Origin of the sequence: Natrinema longum (assembly GCF_017352095.1) — an archaeon.
In the GTDB taxonomy this organism is placed as follows: domain Archaea; phylum Halobacteriota; class Halobacteria; order Halobacteriales; family Natrialbaceae; genus Natrinema; species Natrinema longum.
Genome location: NZ_CP071463.1, coordinates 927061 through 942461, shown reverse-complemented (window position 1 = coordinate 942461; position 15401 = coordinate 927061). Strand labels below are relative to the sequence as shown.

Genomic DNA, 15401 nt, shown 5'->3' with positions numbered 1-15401 from the left:
CACATGGACGCAACAGTACGAAACCTGGACGGCTCGGACGCGGGCACGGTCGAGCTCCCGGCGGTCTTCGAGACTACCTACCGCCCGGACTTGATCGGCCGCGCCGTGCGCGCCGCGCAGGCAAACCGAAAACAGGACTACGGTGCCGACGAGTTCGCCGGCCTTCGAACGCCGGCCGAATCGTTCGGTAGTGGCCGCGGGATGGCCCACGTTCCACGACAGGAGGGTCGCGCTCGCCGCGTACCCCAGGCCGTCAAGGGACGCAAGGCCCACCCGCCGAAAGCCGAGAAAGACCAGTCCGAATCGATCAACACGAAAGCAAAGAAACTGGCCGTTCGCAGCGCGATCGCTGCGACGACCGACGCCGAACTCGTCGCCGAGCGCGGCCACGAGTTCGACGAAGACGTCGAGATTCCCGTCGTCGTCGACGACGAGTTCGAGGACCTCCACAAGACGAAGGAGGTCGTCGACTTCCTCGAAGCAGCAGGCCTCGCGGACGACATCGAACGCGCCGACGAGGGTCGCAGCGTCCGTTCCGGTCAGGGGAAAGCCCGTGGCCGCAAGTACAAGACGCCGACGTCGATCCTCTTCGTCACATCCAGCGAGACCGGTCCCTCCCGTGCGGCCCGGAACCTCGCCGGTGCCGACGTGACGACGGCCGCGGAGGTCAACGCGGAGGATCTCGCGCCCGGCGCACAGCCAGGACGGCTGACGGTCTGGACCGAAAGCGCACTCGAGGAGGTGGCTGACCGATGAGTTCGGCCATCGAACACCCGCTCGTCACGGAGAAGGCGATGAACGACATGGACTTCGAGAACAAGCTCCAGTTCGTCGTCAACCCGGACGCGACCAAACCCGAAATTCGGGACGAGGTCGAAGAGCGGTTCGAGATCTCGGTCGAGAACATCAACACGCAAATGACGATGAAGGGCAAAAAGAAAGCGATCGTCCGCCTGAGCGAGGACGACGACGCACAGGAAGTCGCTTCGCGAATCGGGGTGTTCTGAGAATGGGACGACGCATTCAAGGACAACGACGCGGTCGCGGGAGTTCCACGTTCCGTGCCCCGTCGCACCGATACAAGGCGAAGCTCGAGCACAAAAAGGAGGAAGACGACGACACCATCCGAGGGACGGTCGTCGACATCGAACACGACCCGGCACGATCCGCACCGATCGCGGCAGTCGAGTTCGAAGACGGCGATCAGCGCCTCATCCTCGCGCCCGAAGGAATCACCGTCGGCGAGGAGCTACAGGTCGGCGTCTCCGCGGAGATCAAGCCGGGCAACACGCTCCCGCTCGCGGAAATTCCGGAGGGTGTGCCGGTCTGTAACGTCGAGGCGAACCAGGGCGACGGCGGTCGGTTCGCCCGCGCCTCGGGGACCAACGCTGACTTGATCACCCACGACCGCAACGCGGCGGTCATCCAGCTTCCCAGCGGCGAGGTCAAGCGCCTCGATCCGCAGTGTCGTGCCACCATCGGCGTCGTCGCCGGTGGCGGCCGAACCGAGAAGCCGATGGTCAAGGCAGGGAACAAGTATCACAAGATGAAGTCCCGGGGCACGAAGTGGCCTCGCGTCCGCGGTGTCGCGATGAACGCCGTCGACCACCCGTTCGGTGGCGGCGGCCGACAGCACCCCGGCAAACCCAAGTCCGTCTCGCGGGACGCCCCGCCGGGACGGAAGGTCGGTGACATCTCGTCCCGACGCACCGGTCGAGGTGGCGACAAATGAGTCAGGAGTACCGAACCGGCCGTGAAGGTGAGTTCACCTACCGCGGCTACACGCTCGAGGAGCTGCAGGAGATGGAGCTCGACGAGGTTGTGGAACTGCTCCCCGCACGACAGCGGCGAAGTATCCAGCGCGGTCTCTCCGTCGAGAAGCAAAAGCTTCTCGAGGAGGCCCGCGAGAAGGGCGAAGAAGAGACGGCGAACGACCCGATTCGAACGCACCTGCGGGATATGCCGATCCTGCCGGAGTTCGTTGGTATTACCTTCGAGGTCTACAACGGACAGGCGTTCGAGCGCGTTCGCGTCGAACCCGAAATGATCGGCCACTATCTCGGCGAGTTCCAGCTGACGCGGACCTCCGTCGAGCACGGACAGGCCGGCATCGGCGCGACCCGATCGTCGAAGTTCGTCCCACTGAAGTGATCATCGTATGGGAATCAACTACTCAGTCGACGCCGATCCCGACGCCACCGCGAAAGCGATGCTTCGGGAGCGTCACATGAGCAACAAGCACAGCAAGGAGGTCGCACGCGAGATCAAGGGCAAAACCGTCGGCGAGGCCCAGGCGTACCTTCAGGACGTAATCGACGAGACCCAATCGGTGCCGTTCAAGTCCCACAACGCCGGTGCCGGACACCGCTCCGACATCGACGGCTGGGACGCCGGCAAGTACCCCGAGAAAGTCTCCAAGGAGTTCCTCGACCTGCTCGAGAACGTCGAAGCCAACGCGGATCATCAGGGATTCGACGGCGAATCCATGGAGATCGTCCACGTCGCCGCCCACAAGGTCGGCGAGTCCGTGGGTCGCAAGCCCCGCGCGATGGGGCGAGCGTCGGCCTGGAACACACCGCAGGTCGACGTCGAGATCGTCGTCGAAGAGCCCGAAACCGAGGAGGACGATAACTAATGGCTGACGAACATCAATTCATCGAGAACGGCCTGCAGCGGTCCCAGATCGACGAGTTCTTCCAGGAAGAGCTCGGTCGTGCAGGCTACGGTGGTATGGACGTCGCCAAGACGCCGATGGGAACGCAGATCGTCCTCAAGGCCGAAAAGCCCGGGATGGTCATCGGCAAAGGCGGCGAGAACATCCGGAAGGTCACGACGGCCCTCGAGGAGCGATTCAACCTCGAGGACCCGCAGATCGACGTCCAGGAGGTCGACGAACCCGACCTCAACGCACGGATCGTCGCGGACCGACTGGCCAACGCACTCGAGCGTGGCTGGTACTTCCGGAAGGCCGGTCACACGACGATCGACCGGATCATGGAAGCCGGCGCGCTGGGCGCGGAGATCGTCCTCTCGGGGAAGGTCACCGGCGCACGATCGCGCGTCGAGAAGTTCAACCGCGGTTACATCAAGCACAACGGCGAACCCGCCGAGGAGGTCGTCGACCACGGCCAGGGCGTCGCGGTCATGAAACTCGGCACCATCGGTGTCGACGTCAAGATCATCCCGCCGGGTGCGGAACTGCCCGACGACTTCGAGGTCAACGAGGACATGGATCCGGAAGAAGTCGTTCCGGACGCCGTCGAAGTCAACGCGGAAGGCGGCGTCGAGGAACTCCTCGAGGGCGAACCCGAGGACGCCGAGGCCGCCGAGGCCGAGGCTGACGCTGCGGACGCCGACGAGCCCGACGCCGAGGCCGACCTCGACGAAGACGTCGTCGAGGAGGTCATCGAGGAGGAGGTCGAGGCCGACGCCGACGAGGAGTTCGAGGACGTCGAGGTCCCCGGCGGCGACGAAGACGTCGAGGAAGAGCTCGAAGAGCTCGAGGAAGACGTCGAGGCCGAAGCCGAAGACCTCGTCGAAGAGATGGAAGCCGAAGAGGAAGCCGACGCGGACGACGCGGACGAGGGAGGTGACGCCTGATGGCGATCCTCCACGTCGAAGAGATCCGCGACATGACGCCCGCCGAGCGGGCGGAGGAACTCGAGGAACTCGAGACCGAACTGCTGAACCAGAAGTCCGTCCTCGCAGCCGGTGGGGCTCCGGAGAACCCGGGCCGCATCGGCGAACTGGGTCGTACCGTCGCGCGGATCAAGACGATCCAGCGCGAAGAAGGCGACCTCGAAGACGACGAATAACACGACAATGGCACTGACACCCGAGACACTGCCGCGACACGAACTCAACGGGCTCCCCGTGCGAGTCGTCGAGAGCGACGACTCCTCGCGGGTCGGCCTCAAGGGGCGCGTCGTCATCGAGACGACCAAGACCCTCTCGATAGAGGTTTGCGTTCCGCCAGAGGCGGAACGGTGGCGAGGCGGTGCAACCGCCGAGCGTCGCGACGGCGAGTCTCGGGTCCTGATGGTGCCGAAGTCGGGCTCGACGTTCGAGTTCGCGATCACAGATGACGCCGCCGACGACCGTCGAGGAACCCTCGACGTCTTCCCGGACGAGGTCCGGGAACCCGAGAAGGGGTCGGGGACTGCGTCCAAACTGGCCGACACTGAACCCGCTGCGACCGAGGAACGAGCCTCGACCGTTGCGGACCGAGCCGGCGGCGACGCCGCCGGCTGTCGCGACGACGCTCCCTCCCGGGACCGCCGTCGCGTTGCTGGCGAGGACGTAGCCTACGTTACGGTCGATGGATCGCGGCTGCTCTCACGGCCCGCCCGACGCACGGAAACGAATGGTGACTCACCATGGCAATAGGACTAGACGTTGAAACCCCTCCGGAACCCGAAAACCCGGAGGAATACGACTACGAGAAATGTCCGTTCTACGGCGAACTCTCCGTTCGAGGGCAGATCCTCGAAGGGACGGTCGTCTCGACGGACATGGACAAGACCGTAGTCGTCGAGCGAGAGTACGATGTGGCGGTCCCGAAGTACGACCGACACATGAAACGACGCTCGCGCATCCCGGCACACGTACCGGGCGTGCTCGAGCCGCTCTCGGTCGGTGACACGGTCAAGATCGCAGAGACCCGACCACTGTCGAAGACGAAATCGCACGTGGTCGTCGAAGTAACCCAAGAAGCAACCGCGGAGGACGTCGCCGAACTCACGAGCCAGGCCGAGCCTGAGCCGGAGCTTTCCGACGAGGACCTCGCCGCGGCCGCAGACGAGGGTGATCAGTGATGGAGGCGATGAAAGCCGACGTCACGCAGGGCCTGAAGAAGGGCTCCCTGATCACGTGTGCCGACAACACCGGCGCGCGTGAGCTGAAGGTCATCAGCGTCGCGGGCTACCACGGCACCAAGAACCGCCAGCCGAAGGCGGGGATCGGTGACAAGGTGACCGTCTCGGTCACCAAGGGTACCCCGGAGATGCGCCGACAGGTCCTCGAGGCCGTCGTCGTCCGCCAGCGGAAGTCGATCCGCCGGCCCGACGGCACGCGGCTCAAGTTCGAGGACAACGCGGCGGTCATCATCGACGAGAACGAAGAGCCCCGCGGCACGGAGATCAAGGGGCCGATCGCCCGCGAAGTCGCAGAGCGCTTCGGAGCAATCGCCAGTACGGCGACGATGATCGTATAGATATGACTGAACAACCACACAAACAGCGAACGCAGACGAGAAACGCGCCGCTGCACGAGCGACAGAAGCAGCTCCACGCGACGCTGTCCGACGAGCTCCGCGAGGAGTACGACACCCGTCGAACCCGCGTCAACGCGGGCGACACGGTCGAGGTCATGCGCGGCGACCACGCCGGCGACGAAGGCGAGGTCATGCGCGCGATCCTCGAGGATGGGACCATCCACGTCGAGGACGTGACCGTCGAGACGGCCGACGGCGAAGAAGTGCCACGGCCGCTCGACCCCTCGAACGTCCGGATCACGGAGCTCGATCTCGAGGACGAGCGTCGCGAGGCGCGTCTCGAAGGTGATAGCGAATGACGAAACACCAGAAACGACTCTCAGTACCGAAGTCCTGGCCGGTCGAGCGAAAGACCGAGACCTTCACGGTCAAGGCCGACGCTGGTCCCCACGGCGAAGACGGCGTGCCCCTCGTCGTCCTCCTGCGGGACGTGCTCGGCTACGTGGACTCGCGCAAGGAAGCACGATACGCGCTCTCTGAGGACGCGATCCTCATCAACGGGGACGCGATCAACGACGAACAGCGCCCGATCGGCATGTTCGACATCGTTGCGTTCCCCGGACGAGACGAGTACTATCGCGTCTTCCCCGACGAGGGCGGTCGGCTCGCGCTGACCGAGATCGACGAGGAATCGGCACAGAGCCGCCTCGGCAAGATCGTGAACAAACAGCAGGTGTCGGGCGGCGACACCCAGCTGACGCTACACGATGGGACGAACGTCATCGTCGACAACGAGGAGTACACGCCGAAAGACTCGATCGTCGTCGACAACGAGGACAAGTCCGTCGTCGCGCACTTCCCCTACGAGGAAGGCGCACTCGTGACGGCCGTCCGTGGCAACCACGGCGGCAAGGTCGGCGAGATCGACGCGATCGACGTCACGCCGAGCAGTGGCTCGAACAGTGTCGGCGTCTCGACCGACGATGGTGGCTTCGAAACCGTCGAAGAGTACGTCGTCGTCATCGACGAGAACTTCACTGGTGATGCCGATGAGTGAAGCCGAATCCGGAGAGTTCCACGAGATGCGCGAACCACGCATCGAGAAAGTCGTCGTCCACATGGGCGTCGGCCAGGGTGGTCGCGAACTCGGCAAAGCCGAGGACATCATCGAGGAGGTAACGGGTCAGGAGAGCGTTCGGACCCAGGCGAAAAAGACCGAACCTGACTTCGGCATTCGCCAGGGCGACCCGATCGGTACGAAGGTCACCCTTCGTGGCGACGACGCTCACGCGTTCCTCGAGAAGTCGCTGCCGCTTGCGGACGTGTCCCCGGCGCAGTTCGACGACACGGGGAACTTCAGTTTCGGTGTCGAGGAGCACACCGACTTCCCGAGTCAGGAGTACGACCCGAGTATCGGGATCTTCGGGCTGGACGTCACCGTCAACCTGGTGCGTCCGGGCTACCGCATCGCCAAGCGCGATAAGGCCACCCGATCGATCCCGTCGAAGCACCGATTGACTCCCGAGGACGCCATCGGGTTCCTCGAGGCCAACTTCGACGTGAGCGTGGAGGCAGACGATGAGTGAAAGCGAAACGGAAGAAAACGACCGCACGGGCGAGCACGCGGCAAAGCGGACGGGACAGGTCGAGTCCTGTCAGCGCTGTGGCCGCGAGCAGGGACTCGTCGGGAAGTACGACATCAATCTCTGTCGGCAGTGCTTCCGCGAGATCGCCCGCGACATGGGATTCAAGAAGTACAGATAATATGACCGGAAACGATCCACTCAGCAACGCGCTCTCGGGACTCGATAACGCCGAGAGTGTGGGTCATCTCACCCACGAGGTAACGCCCGCCTCGAACGAAATCGGCAGCGTGCTCGAGGTCTTCTACGACCGCGGGTACATCGACGGCTTCGAGTACGTCGACGACGGTAAAGCCGGTCAGTTCGAGGTCGAATTGAAAGGAGCGATCAACGAGTGCGGCCCCATCAAGCCCCGCTACGCCGTCGGCTCCGAGGACTTCGAGAAGTGGGAGAAGCGCTATCTCCCCGCTCGAGACTTCGGTGCGCTCGTCGTCACGACGAGCAGCGGCATTATGAGCCACTACGAGGCTCGCGAGCAGGGTATTGGGGGCCAGGTGATCGCATACGTCTACTAATCATGCGAGTCGAACTGGAAATCCCCGAGAACGTATCCGTCGAGGTCGACCGTTTCGACGTCACCGTCGAGGGTCCGGAAGGCACCGTCACCCGGCGCCTCTGGTACCCCGACGTGATCGTCGAGACCGACGACGACCAGGTGGTCATCGAGAGCAGTGCCGAGGACGCGAAAACGAATTCGACCGTCGGCACCTTCGAGAGCCACATCACCAACGCCTTCCACGGCGTGACCGAGGGCTGGGAGTACGAGATGGAAGTCTTCTACTCTCACTTCCCGATGCAGGTCCGCGTGGACGGCGACGAGGTCGTCATCGAGAACTTCCTCGGCGAAAAGGCACCGCGACGAACGACTATCCACGGTGAGACTGAGGTTACCGTCGACGAGGAGCAACTCGTCCTTTCGGGCCCCAACAAGGAAGACGTCGGACAGACGGCTGCCGACATCGAGCAGCTGACGAAGGTCCGCGGCAAGGACACCCGAATCTTCCAGGACGGGGTCTACATCACCAACAAACCAGCCAAAGGAGGTGCCTGATAGATGGCAGACGACCAATCCAACGACGAACCACAGGAGCTCGAGGACATCAGCGGCGTCGGCGCGAGCAAGGCAGACGCGCTTCGTGACGCCGGCTTCGAGTCCATCCAGGACGTCAAGGAAGCAGATCAGGACGACCTCGCCGAGGCCGACGGCGTCGGGAACGCACTCGCCGCCCGTATCAAGGCCGACGTCGGTGACCTCGAGGTCACCGAGGAGACCGAGGCCGAGATCGAAGACGAAGGCGTCGAGGAGGAAGCCGAACCCGACGAAGACGTCGAGACGGAACTGCAACCCCGCGGGCTGACCGAGAAGACGCCCGAACTCTCCGACACCGAGGAACGGCTCCTCAACCGTCGGAAGAGCGAGGGGAAACCGCAGTTCAACCGACAGGACTACCACAAGAAAAAGCGGACGCCGGAATCCTGGCGTCGACCCCGCGGTCAGCTGTCCAAGCAGCGCCGCGGCGTCAAGGGCAAGGGCCCGAAAGTCCAGGCCGGCTACCGCACGCCCAAAGCCGTTCGGGGCAAACACCCCAGCGGCTTCGAGGAAGTCTACGTCGAGAACACGGACGACCTCGAGGGCGTCGACGGCTCTCGCGAGGCAGTTCGGATCTCCTCCTCGGTCGGTGCGCGCAAGCGCGAACGGATCGAGGAACTCGCCGAAGAGCAGGACGTTCGCGTCCTGAATCCGACCTACGAGGAAGTCGAGGTGGAATCCAATGACTGATCTCTCAGCACAGAAACGACTCGCTGCCGACGTCATGGACGTCGGGAAGAACCGTGTCTGGTTCGATCCGGAGGCGCAGGGAGACATCGCCGAAGCGATCACGCGCGACGAGATCCGCGAACTCGTCGACGAGGGTCGCATTCAGGCCGACGACCCCTCGGGCAACTCCCGGGGCCGCGCTCGCGAACGGAACGCGAAGCGCGCCTACGGCCACCAGAACGGCCAGGGCAAGCGCCGCGGCAAGAAAGGCGCACGCCAGAACGAGAAAGACGAATGGCAGAACAAGATTCGCGCACAGCGCCGGAAGCTGCGCGAACTCCGCGACAAGGGCGAGCTGACGCCCACGCAGTACCGCCAGCTCTACAAGAAGGCCGGCGGCGGGGAGTTCCGTAGCGTCCGGTACCTGTTGAACTACATCGACGACAACTACGGTGACCAATAATGGCGACAGGACCACGATACAAAGTACCGATGCGGCGTCGCCGTGAGGTCCGGACGGACTACCACCAGAGGTTGCGCCTGCTGAAATCGGGGAAGCCCCGCCTGGTTGCTCGCAAGAGCAACAAGCACACTACGGCGCAGCTGATCACTCCCGGACCTCAGGGAGACGAGACGCTTGCAAGCGCACACTCGAGCGATCTGGCGGAGTACGGCTGGGACGCCCCCACGAGCAACATTTCCGCGGCGTATCTGACCGGCCTGCTGGCCGGTACACGAGCCGTCGAAGCAGGCCTCGAGGAGGCGGTCCTCGATATCGGTCTCAACACGGCCACGCCCGGCAACAAGGTGTTCGCGGTACAGGAGGGCGCGATCGACGCCGGCCTCGAGATCCCGCACAACGACAGCGTGCTCGCGGACTGGTCGCGCACGCGCGGCGAGCACATCGCCGAGTACGCAGAACAGCTCGACGAGCCGCTGTACAGCGGCGATTTCGACGCAACTGACCTCCCCGAACACTTCGACGAGGTACGAGAGGCGATTCTCGAATGAGTGGAAACAACTACAACGACAGCGGATGGGAACCCGTCACCCGTCTCGGCCGGATGGTCCAGGAGGGCGAAATCGAGGACATGGAGACCGCCCTCAACTCGGGCCTCCCGCTGAAGGAACCCGAACTCGTCGACCAGCTCCTGCCTGGACTGGAAGACGAAGTGCTGGACATCAACATGGTCCAGCGGATGACCGACTCCGGACGACGCGTGAAGTTCCGTTGTGTCGTCGCCGTCGGCAACCGCGATGGCTTCATCGGCTACGCGGAAGGCCGCGACGACCAGGTCGGGTCCGCCATCCAGAAGGCGATCGGTATCGCGAAACTGAACATGATTCAGGTGCCCCGCGGCTCGGGCTCCTGGGAGGACCGTTCGGACCGGCCACACTCGCTGACCCGACGGACGACCGGCAAGGCCGGCTCCGTCGAAGTCGAGGTCATCCCCGCCCCCGAAGGGTTGGGGCTGGCCGCCAGTGACACCGTCCGCCACGTCCTCGAGCTGGCCGGCATCGAGAACGCCTGGACCAAGAGTCACGGCAACACTCGAACGACGGTCAATCTGGCGAAAGCCACCTACAACGCGCTCGAGAACGCCTCGCAGTCGCGCCACCCACAGCGACGACCCAACCGCGAGGAAGCTGAGGTGAGCGAGTGATGAAGGCGATCGTTCAGATTCGTGGCGAAGTCAATCGACAGGAAGACGTCCAGGATACCCTGAAGATGCTCAATATCCACAACGTCAACCACTGCGCGCTCGTCCCCGAGACCGACACCTACGAGGGGATGATCGCGAAGGTCAACGATTACGTCGCCGTCGGCGAGCCCGACGCCGACGTTCTCGAGACCCTACTCGCGAAGCGAGCCGAACCCCTCGAAGGCAAGCAGGCGGACGTCGACGAGGAGTGGCTGGCCGACAACACCGACTACGACGACTTCGGTGCACTCGCCGAGGCGCTCCTGGCAGAGGAGACGACGCTTCGTGACGAGGGCCTGTCACCGACGCTTCGACTTCACCCACCGCGGGGCGGTCACGATGGTATCAAAAAGCCGACCGTCGAGGGCGGCCAACTCGGAAAGCATACAACCGGGGAGATTAACGACCTCCTAGAATCGATGCGATAACCATGACGAGCAAAAAACGACGCCAGCGCGGATCGCGAACCCACAGCGGCGGTTCCCACAAGAACCGACGCGGTGCGGGCCACCGTGGTGGCCGCGGCCGTGCCGGGCGCAGCAAACACGAGTTCCACAACTACGAACCGAAGGGCAAACACGGCTTCAAGCGACCCCACGATATCCGCGAGACGGTCGCGGAGATCGACGTCCAGAAGCTAGACGAGGACGCGATCCTCTACGTCGCCGAGGACCTCGCCGAGGAAACCGACGACGGCTATCGACTCGACGCACGCGATATCGTCGAGGACGGCCACGAGGTCGACAAAGTGAAGGTCCTCGGGTCCGGTCAGGTCCGAAACACGCTCGAGGTAACGGCGGACGCCTTCTCCGATGCAGCCCAGGAGAAACTCGAGGCTGCCGGCGGTGAGGTGGTCATCTCGGAGCGTGCGCAGGCGGAGGACGACGACGAAGCCGAATCCGAACAGAACGAGGACTAACATATGGGATGGAAGGAAGCCGCTGAACCGGTCTTGACGCGGATGCCAGCAGTGCGCCGTCCGGAGGGGCACGTTCCCTTCAAGCGGAAGCTGATGTGGACGGTCGGCATCCTCATGTTGTACTTTTTCCTGACGAACGTCACCCTGTTTGGCCTGCAGGCCGGACAGGCAAACGACCTCTTCGGGGAGTTCCGTGCGATCCTCGCCGGCTCTCAGGGGTCAGTGTTGCAGGTCGGTATCGGCCCGATCGTCACCGCGAGCATCGTCTTGCAGCTGCTCGGCGGTGCGAACCTGCTCGGACTGGATACGGATGACCCGCGGGACCAGGTCCTCTATCAGGGCCTCCAGAAGCTGCTGGTCGTCCTGATGGTGATTCTGACCGGGCTCCCGATGGTGTTCGCCGGCGGCTTCCTGCCAGCCCAACAGTCGCTACAGCTCGGAGGACTATCCTTCGGTCAGACACAGGTCCAGATCCTGATGTTCGCCCAGATCTTCGTTGGCGGGGTCCTCATCCTCTACATGGACGAGGTCGTCAGCAAGTGGGGCGTCGGCAGCGGGATCGGTCTGTTCATCATCGCCGGCGTGAGCCAGCGACTGGTGACCGGGTTCATCCAGCCCGCTCAGGGTGGGTTCTTCTTCGACTGGTATCGCATCCTGACGGGACAGGTCGACGTCGGGTCGCTGCTCTCGACTGGCGGTCTGCAGACGATATTGATCGGCGACGGGCACATCATCGCCCTCCTGACGACGCTCCTGATCTTCGGGATCGTCGTCTACGCCGAATCCGTCCGGATCGAGATCCCGTTGAGCCACGCCCGGGTCAAGGGTGCGCGCGGTCGCTTCCCCGTGAAGCTCATCTACGCGAGCGTCCTGCCGATGATCCTCGTTCGTGCAGTGCAGGCGAACGTTCAGTTCCTCGGCCAGATCCTCAACCGTCAGTTAGGGAATATGCCCAGCTGGCTCGGCACCTACTCGGCGCAGGGCCAACCCACCGGCGGGTTCTTCTACTACGTCGCGCCGATCTACTCACCCAACGACTGGATGTGGTTCTCGGCGAACGTCGCCCAGGAGTGGTGGCAAGTGCTGATTCGCATCAGTATCGACGTTACCTTCATGGTCGTCGGCGGTGCGATCTTCGCCATCTTCTGGGTCGAGACCACTGACATGGGTCCCGAATCCACGGCGAAACAGATCCAGAACTCCGGGATGCAGATCCCTGGCTTCCGACAGAACGTCGGCGTCATCGAGAAGGTCATGGAGCGATACATTCCGCAGGTGACCATCATCGGCGGCGCGCTGGTCGGTCTGCTGGCCGTCTGGGCGAACATGCTCGGTACCATCGGTGGCATCAGCGGAACCGGACTGCTGCTGGCCGTCTCCATCACGTACAAACTGTACGAGGAGATCGCCGAGGAGCAGATGATGGAGATGCATCCGATGATGCGCGAGATGTTCGGCGGCGACTAACACCTCTCTCGTCCGTTCTTCTTTCGAGCCGTAACGTGGCCGTGTTTCCGAGAGAGACGTCACGAACAGCGGTACGAGACGCGTTCGCGTCGTGAGCGACGGACTCGAGGGGGCTGTCGTGGCCGATTCGAGCCAGCGTCCATCGATGCGGGCACAAACAGTTCGAACGCTCGATCTCATCGACCTACGCGGTTCCCCATCGCGTTCCGCACACGAACTCGCGAGCGATGGAACAGTGCCGTCTCGGAGTCCGACGGCGATCGGAGGCGGCTACCGCGGTGCTCAACGGGACGATTATCCAGCAACCTCGCGGGCGCACCGTCGTTCGAGACGGTATCGGCGTCTCGAGGGAGTTCGCCGTACCGACTGTGCCCGAGTACGGCACAGCCGCCGTCATCGAGTCGGTGCCCGTGATGGGCCTTGTGGGTTGTTACTGGATCACCGAGTGCGAGGCTCGTGATCGCTCGAGTGACGAGAGAGAAGTTGACTGTGAAACCGAAACGGCGAGAAATCGATTCGATGGTGCCATCGGACGGGCGAAACCGTCGCCGTGCCCTACTGGATCGAGTACCCTGCGGCGAGGGTCAGCAGGAACACCATGAACGCCGCGGTGAGCATCAGGTAGGTAACCGACCGCGGTTCGTCTCTCAGGTGCTGGAAGTAGCCGGCGATCAGTCCCACTTTGATGACTGCCAGGACCATCGTGCCGCCGACTGCTACCTGATAGTTGAAAATCTCCGGGAAGTGGAAGAAAACGAACTTCCCCGTCGCTAACAGTATCAGTGCTACGTAGATCAGGCTGTACGTCCGGATGCTCGCCATTGATTTTGAATGTGGGTGACGGATACTTATACCTTCCTCATACGATCGTTCCGGCGGTCGATTCGCACGGAAGCGACACGTAGATGGGCCGCGAGGACGAATCGCCAGCAATGAGTGTACGGTCGGCTCTCGGTCGCCGAGCCGGTATCGGTCTCGCCGTCTCGCTGGTGGTCCTCGCGGCCGGCAGCGGTGTCGTCGCCGCAAGCAACGTCGCAGCTGGCCTCTCCGGAGGTGGGTCCGACGTCAGCGTCCCGACCTGGCTCTATCTCGCGACGGGTGGCGGTACCGTCGGGGCGTCCGCGCTGTTGACGATGCTCGTTACCGACCGCGACGTGATCGGCAGCTACCACGACCGCGGCCTCGAGGCGTCCGTCGACCGACTCCTGTCTGCGGGCTCGTTATTGCTGGGCGTGGTCGGCGTCCTCGGGCTCGGATTGATCGTCGTGGCAGGTATCGCCGGACCGAACATCGGGCTGGTCAGTGCGACCGTCCTGGTGACGTTCGTCGGCGGGCGCGCGCTGTTGACGATCGTCACCTACACGGTCGGGAACCCGTGGCCGGCGCTCAACCCCTGGCGACGGATCGCCGAGGCGCTGCCCACCATCGACGAACCCTATCCGGATGCGTACCGCTCCTGGCCGGCCGTCGTGGCACTGTTGGTTTTCGTCTGGCTCGAGATCGTCGCGCCCCTGACGTCGTCGCCACGGGCGTTGCTGCTCGTCTTACTCATGTATTCGATGGGGACGATCTCGAGTGCGGTCGTGTTTTCGCCGGCGACGTGGTTCCGGCGCGGTGACCCACTGGCGCTGTGGTTTCGGCTCTACGGGGCCGTCGCGCCGATCCAGCGGACCGACGACGGCTTCGAACTCCGCTATCCGGGTTCCCGGTTGAGCGAGGCCGACCTCGTCGTCGACGGCTCGCTCGTGGCCTTCGTACTCGCGTTAGTCTGGGAACTGACCTTCAGCGGGTTCATCGTTACGCCGGTCGGCGTCGGGACGATCGAGACGCTCGTCGGGATCGGCCTCCCGCCGGCGCTCGTCTACCTGGGACTGCTCGTCGTCGGGTTCGCCCTGTTCTGGAAGATCTACTGGCTCGCCATCGATCGCACCCGCGAGCGAGCCGAGACGTACCTCTCTCGAGAGTACCTCGGACTCAGACTCGCCGCACCGCTGCTGGCGATCGCGGCCGGCTATCACTTCGCACACTACGTCGGGTTCGGGCTCTCGCTGTGGCCGTCGCTGCTCGATGCCATCGCGATGCCGCTGAATCCGCCGCCGAACCCGACCCGGTATGCGCTGCCGGGCTGGTTCGGCTACGTCGAGATCGCCGGTATCCTGTTGGGCCACGTCCTGGCAGTCTGGGTCGCACACACCGTCTCCTTCGAACTGTTTCCCGGCAAACTCCAGGCGATCAGGAGTCAGTACCCGTTGATCGTCGTGATGGTCTTCTTTACCATGGCGAGTCTGTATCTCGTCTCACAGGGGACGATGAGTCCGCCCTACGTTCCGAGTTAACGACGAACCGCCAACCACTTGCTCGCGCCGCCACAACGATCGATCGAATGGCGACCGATCGCGCGCTCGAGCGAGAGTACGAGGTGCCCACGGACGAATCCCCAGGTGCGGCCTGCCCGTACTGTGGCCGGCCGTTCCGTTCCGAGCGGTACGCAACGTTTCACGTCGGCGTCGACCACGCCGAGGAGTGTACCGACGACGAACGCGAGGCCTTCGACGACGAACGCGACGACGAGGAGTACGAACTGTTCACCTTCCACTTCAAGGCGGCCATCTCCGTCTTTCTGGTGTACTTCCTGTTTACGTTCATTTACGCGCTTGTCTGGGCGGGCTGAGTACGCGGTCCGCGTGCACTGATCGCG

At 63.7% G+C, this 15401-nt stretch carries 26 protein-coding genes; 25 read left to right on the top strand and 1 reads right to left on the bottom strand.

The window, feature by feature from the left end; genetic code table 11:
• Nucleotides 1-3 precede the first annotated feature (3 nt).
• Genes rpl4p through secY form a run of 23 tightly spaced genes read left to right on the top strand, consistent with a single transcriptional unit; the run spans nt 4 to nt 12703 of the window.
• Nucleotides 4-756 carry a 50S ribosomal protein L4 gene (gene rpl4p, locus J0X27_RS04720; RefSeq protein ID WP_207271270.1) on the top strand — a complete coding sequence of 251 codons (753 nt, stop codon included), beginning with the start codon at nt 4-6 and terminating at the stop codon, nt 754-756.
• Nucleotides 753-1007: a 50S ribosomal protein L23 gene (locus J0X27_RS04715; protein WP_097378321.1), complete on the top strand. Its 255-nt coding sequence runs from the start codon at nt 753-755 to the stop codon at nt 1005-1007. The genes rpl4p and J0X27_RS04715 overlap by 4 nt, the downstream gene beginning before the upstream one ends.
• Nucleotides 1008-1009: 2 nt before the next feature.
• Nucleotides 1010-1732, top strand: coding sequence for a 50S ribosomal protein L2 (locus J0X27_RS04710; RefSeq protein WP_207271269.1), 723 nt, complete (start codon nt 1010-1012; stop codon nt 1730-1732).
• The gene (locus J0X27_RS04705) at nt 1729-2151 is read left to right on the top strand and encodes a 30S ribosomal protein S19 (protein WP_207271268.1); all 423 of its coding nucleotides are present in this window, start codon (nt 1729-1731) and stop codon (nt 2149-2151) included. Before J0X27_RS04710 ends, J0X27_RS04705 begins: the two co-directional genes overlap by 4 nt.
• 7 nt (nt 2152-2158) lie before the next feature.
• Nucleotides 2159-2635: a 50S ribosomal protein L22 gene (locus J0X27_RS04700; protein ID WP_207271267.1), complete on the top strand. Its 477-nt coding sequence runs from the start codon at nt 2159-2161 to the stop codon at nt 2633-2635.
• Nucleotides 2635-3600: a 30S ribosomal protein S3 gene (locus J0X27_RS04695; protein WP_207271266.1), complete on the top strand. Its 966-nt coding sequence runs from the start codon at nt 2635-2637 to the stop codon at nt 3598-3600. The genes J0X27_RS04700 and J0X27_RS04695 overlap by 1 nt, the downstream gene beginning before the upstream one ends.
• A complete protein-coding gene (rpmC, locus tag J0X27_RS04690; protein ID WP_097378326.1) occupies nt 3600-3815 on the top strand; it encodes a 50S ribosomal protein L29 in 216 nt (71 codons plus the stop codon). Before J0X27_RS04695 ends, rpmC begins: the two co-directional genes overlap by 1 nt.
• A 7-nt stretch (nt 3816-3822) precedes the next feature.
• Entirely contained in the window at nt 3823-4386 is a 564-nt protein-coding gene (locus J0X27_RS04685; protein WP_207271265.1) for a ribonuclease P protein component 1, read from the top strand.
• Complete coding sequence (locus J0X27_RS04680; RefSeq protein WP_097378328.1) at nt 4377-4814, top strand: 30S ribosomal protein S17; 438 nt, start codon at nt 4377-4379, stop codon at nt 4812-4814. The genes J0X27_RS04685 and J0X27_RS04680 overlap by 10 nt, the downstream gene beginning before the upstream one ends.
• Complete coding sequence (locus tag J0X27_RS04675) at nt 4814-5212, top strand: 50S ribosomal protein L14 (RefSeq protein ID WP_006430978.1); 399 nt, start codon at nt 4814-4816, stop codon at nt 5210-5212. Before J0X27_RS04680 ends, J0X27_RS04675 begins: the two co-directional genes overlap by 1 nt.
• Before the next feature lie 2 nt (nt 5213-5214).
• Nucleotides 5215-5571 carry a 50S ribosomal protein L24 gene (gene rplX / locus J0X27_RS04670; RefSeq protein WP_097378329.1) on the top strand — a complete coding sequence of 119 codons (357 nt, stop codon included), beginning with the start codon at nt 5215-5217 and terminating at the stop codon, nt 5569-5571.
• Nucleotides 5568-6269: a 30S ribosomal protein S4e gene (locus tag J0X27_RS04665; RefSeq protein ID WP_207271264.1), complete on the top strand. Its 702-nt coding sequence runs from the start codon at nt 5568-5570 to the stop codon at nt 6267-6269. Before rplX ends, J0X27_RS04665 begins: the two co-directional genes overlap by 4 nt.
• The gene (locus tag J0X27_RS04660; RefSeq protein WP_207271263.1) at nt 6262-6798 is read left to right on the top strand and encodes a 50S ribosomal protein L5; all 537 of its coding nucleotides are present in this window, start codon (nt 6262-6264) and stop codon (nt 6796-6798) included. The genes J0X27_RS04665 and J0X27_RS04660 overlap by 8 nt, the downstream gene beginning before the upstream one ends.
• Entirely contained in the window at nt 6791-6976 is a 186-nt protein-coding gene (locus tag J0X27_RS04655) for a 30S ribosomal protein S14 (RefSeq protein WP_207271262.1), read from the top strand. The genes J0X27_RS04660 and J0X27_RS04655 overlap by 8 nt, the downstream gene beginning before the upstream one ends.
• A gap of 1 nt (nt 6977) precedes the next feature.
• The gene (locus tag J0X27_RS04650) at nt 6978-7370 is read left to right on the top strand and encodes a 30S ribosomal protein S8 (protein ID WP_097378332.1); all 393 of its coding nucleotides are present in this window, start codon (nt 6978-6980) and stop codon (nt 7368-7370) included.
• Between the two features lie 2 nt (nt 7371-7372).
• Nucleotides 7373-7906 (top strand): 50S ribosomal protein L6, encoded by a 534-nt coding sequence (locus tag J0X27_RS04645; RefSeq protein WP_207271261.1) that lies wholly within the window; start codon nt 7373-7375, stop codon nt 7904-7906.
• A gap of 3 nt (nt 7907-7909) precedes the next feature.
• Nucleotides 7910-8635 carry a 50S ribosomal protein L32e gene (locus J0X27_RS04640; protein ID WP_207271260.1) on the top strand — a complete coding sequence of 242 codons (726 nt, stop codon included), beginning with the start codon at nt 7910-7912 and terminating at the stop codon, nt 8633-8635.
• Entirely contained in the window at nt 8628-9077 is a 450-nt protein-coding gene (locus J0X27_RS04635; protein WP_097378335.1) for a 50S ribosomal protein L19e, read from the top strand. The genes J0X27_RS04640 and J0X27_RS04635 overlap by 8 nt, the downstream gene beginning before the upstream one ends.
• A complete protein-coding gene (locus J0X27_RS04630; protein ID WP_097378336.1) occupies nt 9077-9625 on the top strand; it encodes a 50S ribosomal protein L18 in 549 nt (182 codons plus the stop codon). Before J0X27_RS04635 ends, J0X27_RS04630 begins: the two co-directional genes overlap by 1 nt.
• A complete protein-coding gene (locus J0X27_RS04625; protein WP_097378337.1) occupies nt 9622-10278 on the top strand; it encodes a 30S ribosomal protein S5 in 657 nt (218 codons plus the stop codon). The genes J0X27_RS04630 and J0X27_RS04625 overlap by 4 nt, the downstream gene beginning before the upstream one ends.
• Nucleotides 10278-10745, top strand: a complete 468-nt coding sequence (locus J0X27_RS04620; protein ID WP_207271259.1) for a 50S ribosomal protein L30 — start codon at nt 10278-10280, stop codon at nt 10743-10745. Before J0X27_RS04625 ends, J0X27_RS04620 begins: the two co-directional genes overlap by 1 nt.
• 2 nt (nt 10746-10747) lie before the next feature.
• Nucleotides 10748-11236, top strand: a complete 489-nt coding sequence (locus tag J0X27_RS04615) for an uL15m family ribosomal protein (protein ID WP_207271258.1) — start codon at nt 10748-10750, stop codon at nt 11234-11236.
• Between the two features lie 3 nt (nt 11237-11239).
• On the top strand, nt 11240-12703 hold the full coding sequence (gene secY, locus J0X27_RS04610) for a preprotein translocase subunit SecY (protein ID WP_207271257.1): 1464 nt from the start codon (nt 11240-11242) through the stop codon (nt 12701-12703).
• Nucleotides 12704-13258: 555 nt separating this feature from the next.
• On the opposite strand, the gene J0X27_RS04605 is transcribed toward secY, so the two are convergent.
• Nucleotides 13259-13525, bottom strand: coding sequence for a cytochrome C oxidase subunit IV family protein (locus tag J0X27_RS04605; protein WP_207271256.1), 267 nt, complete (start codon nt 13523-13525; stop codon nt 13259-13261).
• 110 nt (nt 13526-13635) lie between these two features.
• Between J0X27_RS04605 and J0X27_RS04600 the strand changes: the two genes are divergently transcribed.
• A complete protein-coding gene (locus J0X27_RS04600) occupies nt 13636-15039 on the top strand; it encodes a hypothetical protein (RefSeq protein ID WP_425491940.1) in 1404 nt (467 codons plus the stop codon).
• A 47-nt stretch (nt 15040-15086) separates the two neighbouring features.
• The gene (locus tag J0X27_RS04595) at nt 15087-15374 is read left to right on the top strand and encodes a DUF7410 domain-containing protein (protein WP_207271254.1); all 288 of its coding nucleotides are present in this window, start codon (nt 15087-15089) and stop codon (nt 15372-15374) included.
• The last annotated feature ends 27 nt before the right edge of the window (nt 15375-15401 follow it).

Bases quoted from the DNA above. Each gene is read 5' to 3' on its own strand.
- J0X27_RS04645 (WP_207271261.1), top strand. From the start codon at position 7,373: ATGCGAGTCGAACTGGAAATCCCCGAGAACGTATCCGTCGAGGTCGAC.
- J0X27_RS04665 (WP_207271264.1), top strand. From the start codon at position 5,568: ATGACGAAACACCAGAAACGACTCTCAGTACCGAAGTCCTGGCCGGTC.
- J0X27_RS04710 (WP_207271269.1), top strand. From the start codon at position 1,010: ATGGGACGACGCATTCAAGGACAACGACGCGGTCGCGGGAGTTCCACG.
- J0X27_RS04655 (WP_207271262.1), top strand. From the start codon at position 6,791: ATGAGTGAAAGCGAAACGGAAGAAAACGACCGCACGGGCGAGCACGCG.
- J0X27_RS04640 (WP_207271260.1), top strand. From the start codon at position 7,910: ATGGCAGACGACCAATCCAACGACGAACCACAGGAGCTCGAGGACATC.
- J0X27_RS04615 (WP_207271258.1), top strand. From the start codon at position 10,748: ATGACGAGCAAAAAACGACGCCAGCGCGGATCGCGAACCCACAGCGGC.
- J0X27_RS04695 (WP_207271266.1), top strand. From the start codon at position 2,635: ATGGCTGACGAACATCAATTCATCGAGAACGGCCTGCAGCGGTCCCAG.
- J0X27_RS04595 (WP_207271254.1), top strand. From the start codon at position 15,087: ATGGCGACCGATCGCGCGCTCGAGCGAGAGTACGAGGTGCCCACGGAC.
- J0X27_RS04635 (WP_097378335.1), top strand. From the start codon at position 8,628: ATGACTGATCTCTCAGCACAGAAACGACTCGCTGCCGACGTCATGGAC.
- J0X27_RS04715 (WP_097378321.1), top strand. From the start codon at position 753: ATGAGTTCGGCCATCGAACACCCGCTCGTCACGGAGAAGGCGATGAAC.
- J0X27_RS04620 (WP_207271259.1), top strand. From the start codon at position 10,278: ATGAAGGCGATCGTTCAGATTCGTGGCGAAGTCAATCGACAGGAAGAC.
- J0X27_RS04685 (WP_207271265.1), top strand. From the start codon at position 3,823: ATGGCACTGACACCCGAGACACTGCCGCGACACGAACTCAACGGGCTC.
- J0X27_RS04605 (WP_207271256.1), bottom strand. From the start codon at position 13,525: ATGGCGAGCATCCGGACGTACAGCCTGATCTACGTAGCACTGATACTG.
- J0X27_RS04705 (WP_207271268.1), top strand. From the start codon at position 1,729: ATGAGTCAGGAGTACCGAACCGGCCGTGAAGGTGAGTTCACCTACCGC.
- J0X27_RS04650 (WP_097378332.1), top strand. From the start codon at position 6,978: ATGACCGGAAACGATCCACTCAGCAACGCGCTCTCGGGACTCGATAAC.
- J0X27_RS04630 (WP_097378336.1), top strand. From the start codon at position 9,077: ATGGCGACAGGACCACGATACAAAGTACCGATGCGGCGTCGCCGTGAG.
- rpl4p (WP_207271270.1), top strand. From the start codon at position 4: ATGGACGCAACAGTACGAAACCTGGACGGCTCGGACGCGGGCACGGTC.
- secY (WP_207271257.1), top strand. From the start codon at position 11,240: ATGGGATGGAAGGAAGCCGCTGAACCGGTCTTGACGCGGATGCCAGCA.
- J0X27_RS04660 (WP_207271263.1), top strand. From the start codon at position 6,262: ATGAGTGAAGCCGAATCCGGAGAGTTCCACGAGATGCGCGAACCACGC.
- J0X27_RS04700 (WP_207271267.1), top strand. From the start codon at position 2,159: ATGGGAATCAACTACTCAGTCGACGCCGATCCCGACGCCACCGCGAAA.
- J0X27_RS04600 (WP_425491940.1), top strand. From the start codon at position 13,636: ATGAGTGTACGGTCGGCTCTCGGTCGCCGAGCCGGTATCGGTCTCGCC.
- rplX (WP_097378329.1), top strand. From the start codon at position 5,215: ATGACTGAACAACCACACAAACAGCGAACGCAGACGAGAAACGCGCCG.
- rpmC (WP_097378326.1), top strand. From the start codon at position 3,600: ATGGCGATCCTCCACGTCGAAGAGATCCGCGACATGACGCCCGCCGAG.
- J0X27_RS04675 (WP_006430978.1), top strand. From the start codon at position 4,814: ATGGAGGCGATGAAAGCCGACGTCACGCAGGGCCTGAAGAAGGGCTCC.
- J0X27_RS04625 (WP_097378337.1), top strand. From the start codon at position 9,622: ATGAGTGGAAACAACTACAACGACAGCGGATGGGAACCCGTCACCCGT.
- J0X27_RS04680 (WP_097378328.1), top strand. From the start codon at position 4,377: ATGGCAATAGGACTAGACGTTGAAACCCCTCCGGAACCCGAAAACCCG.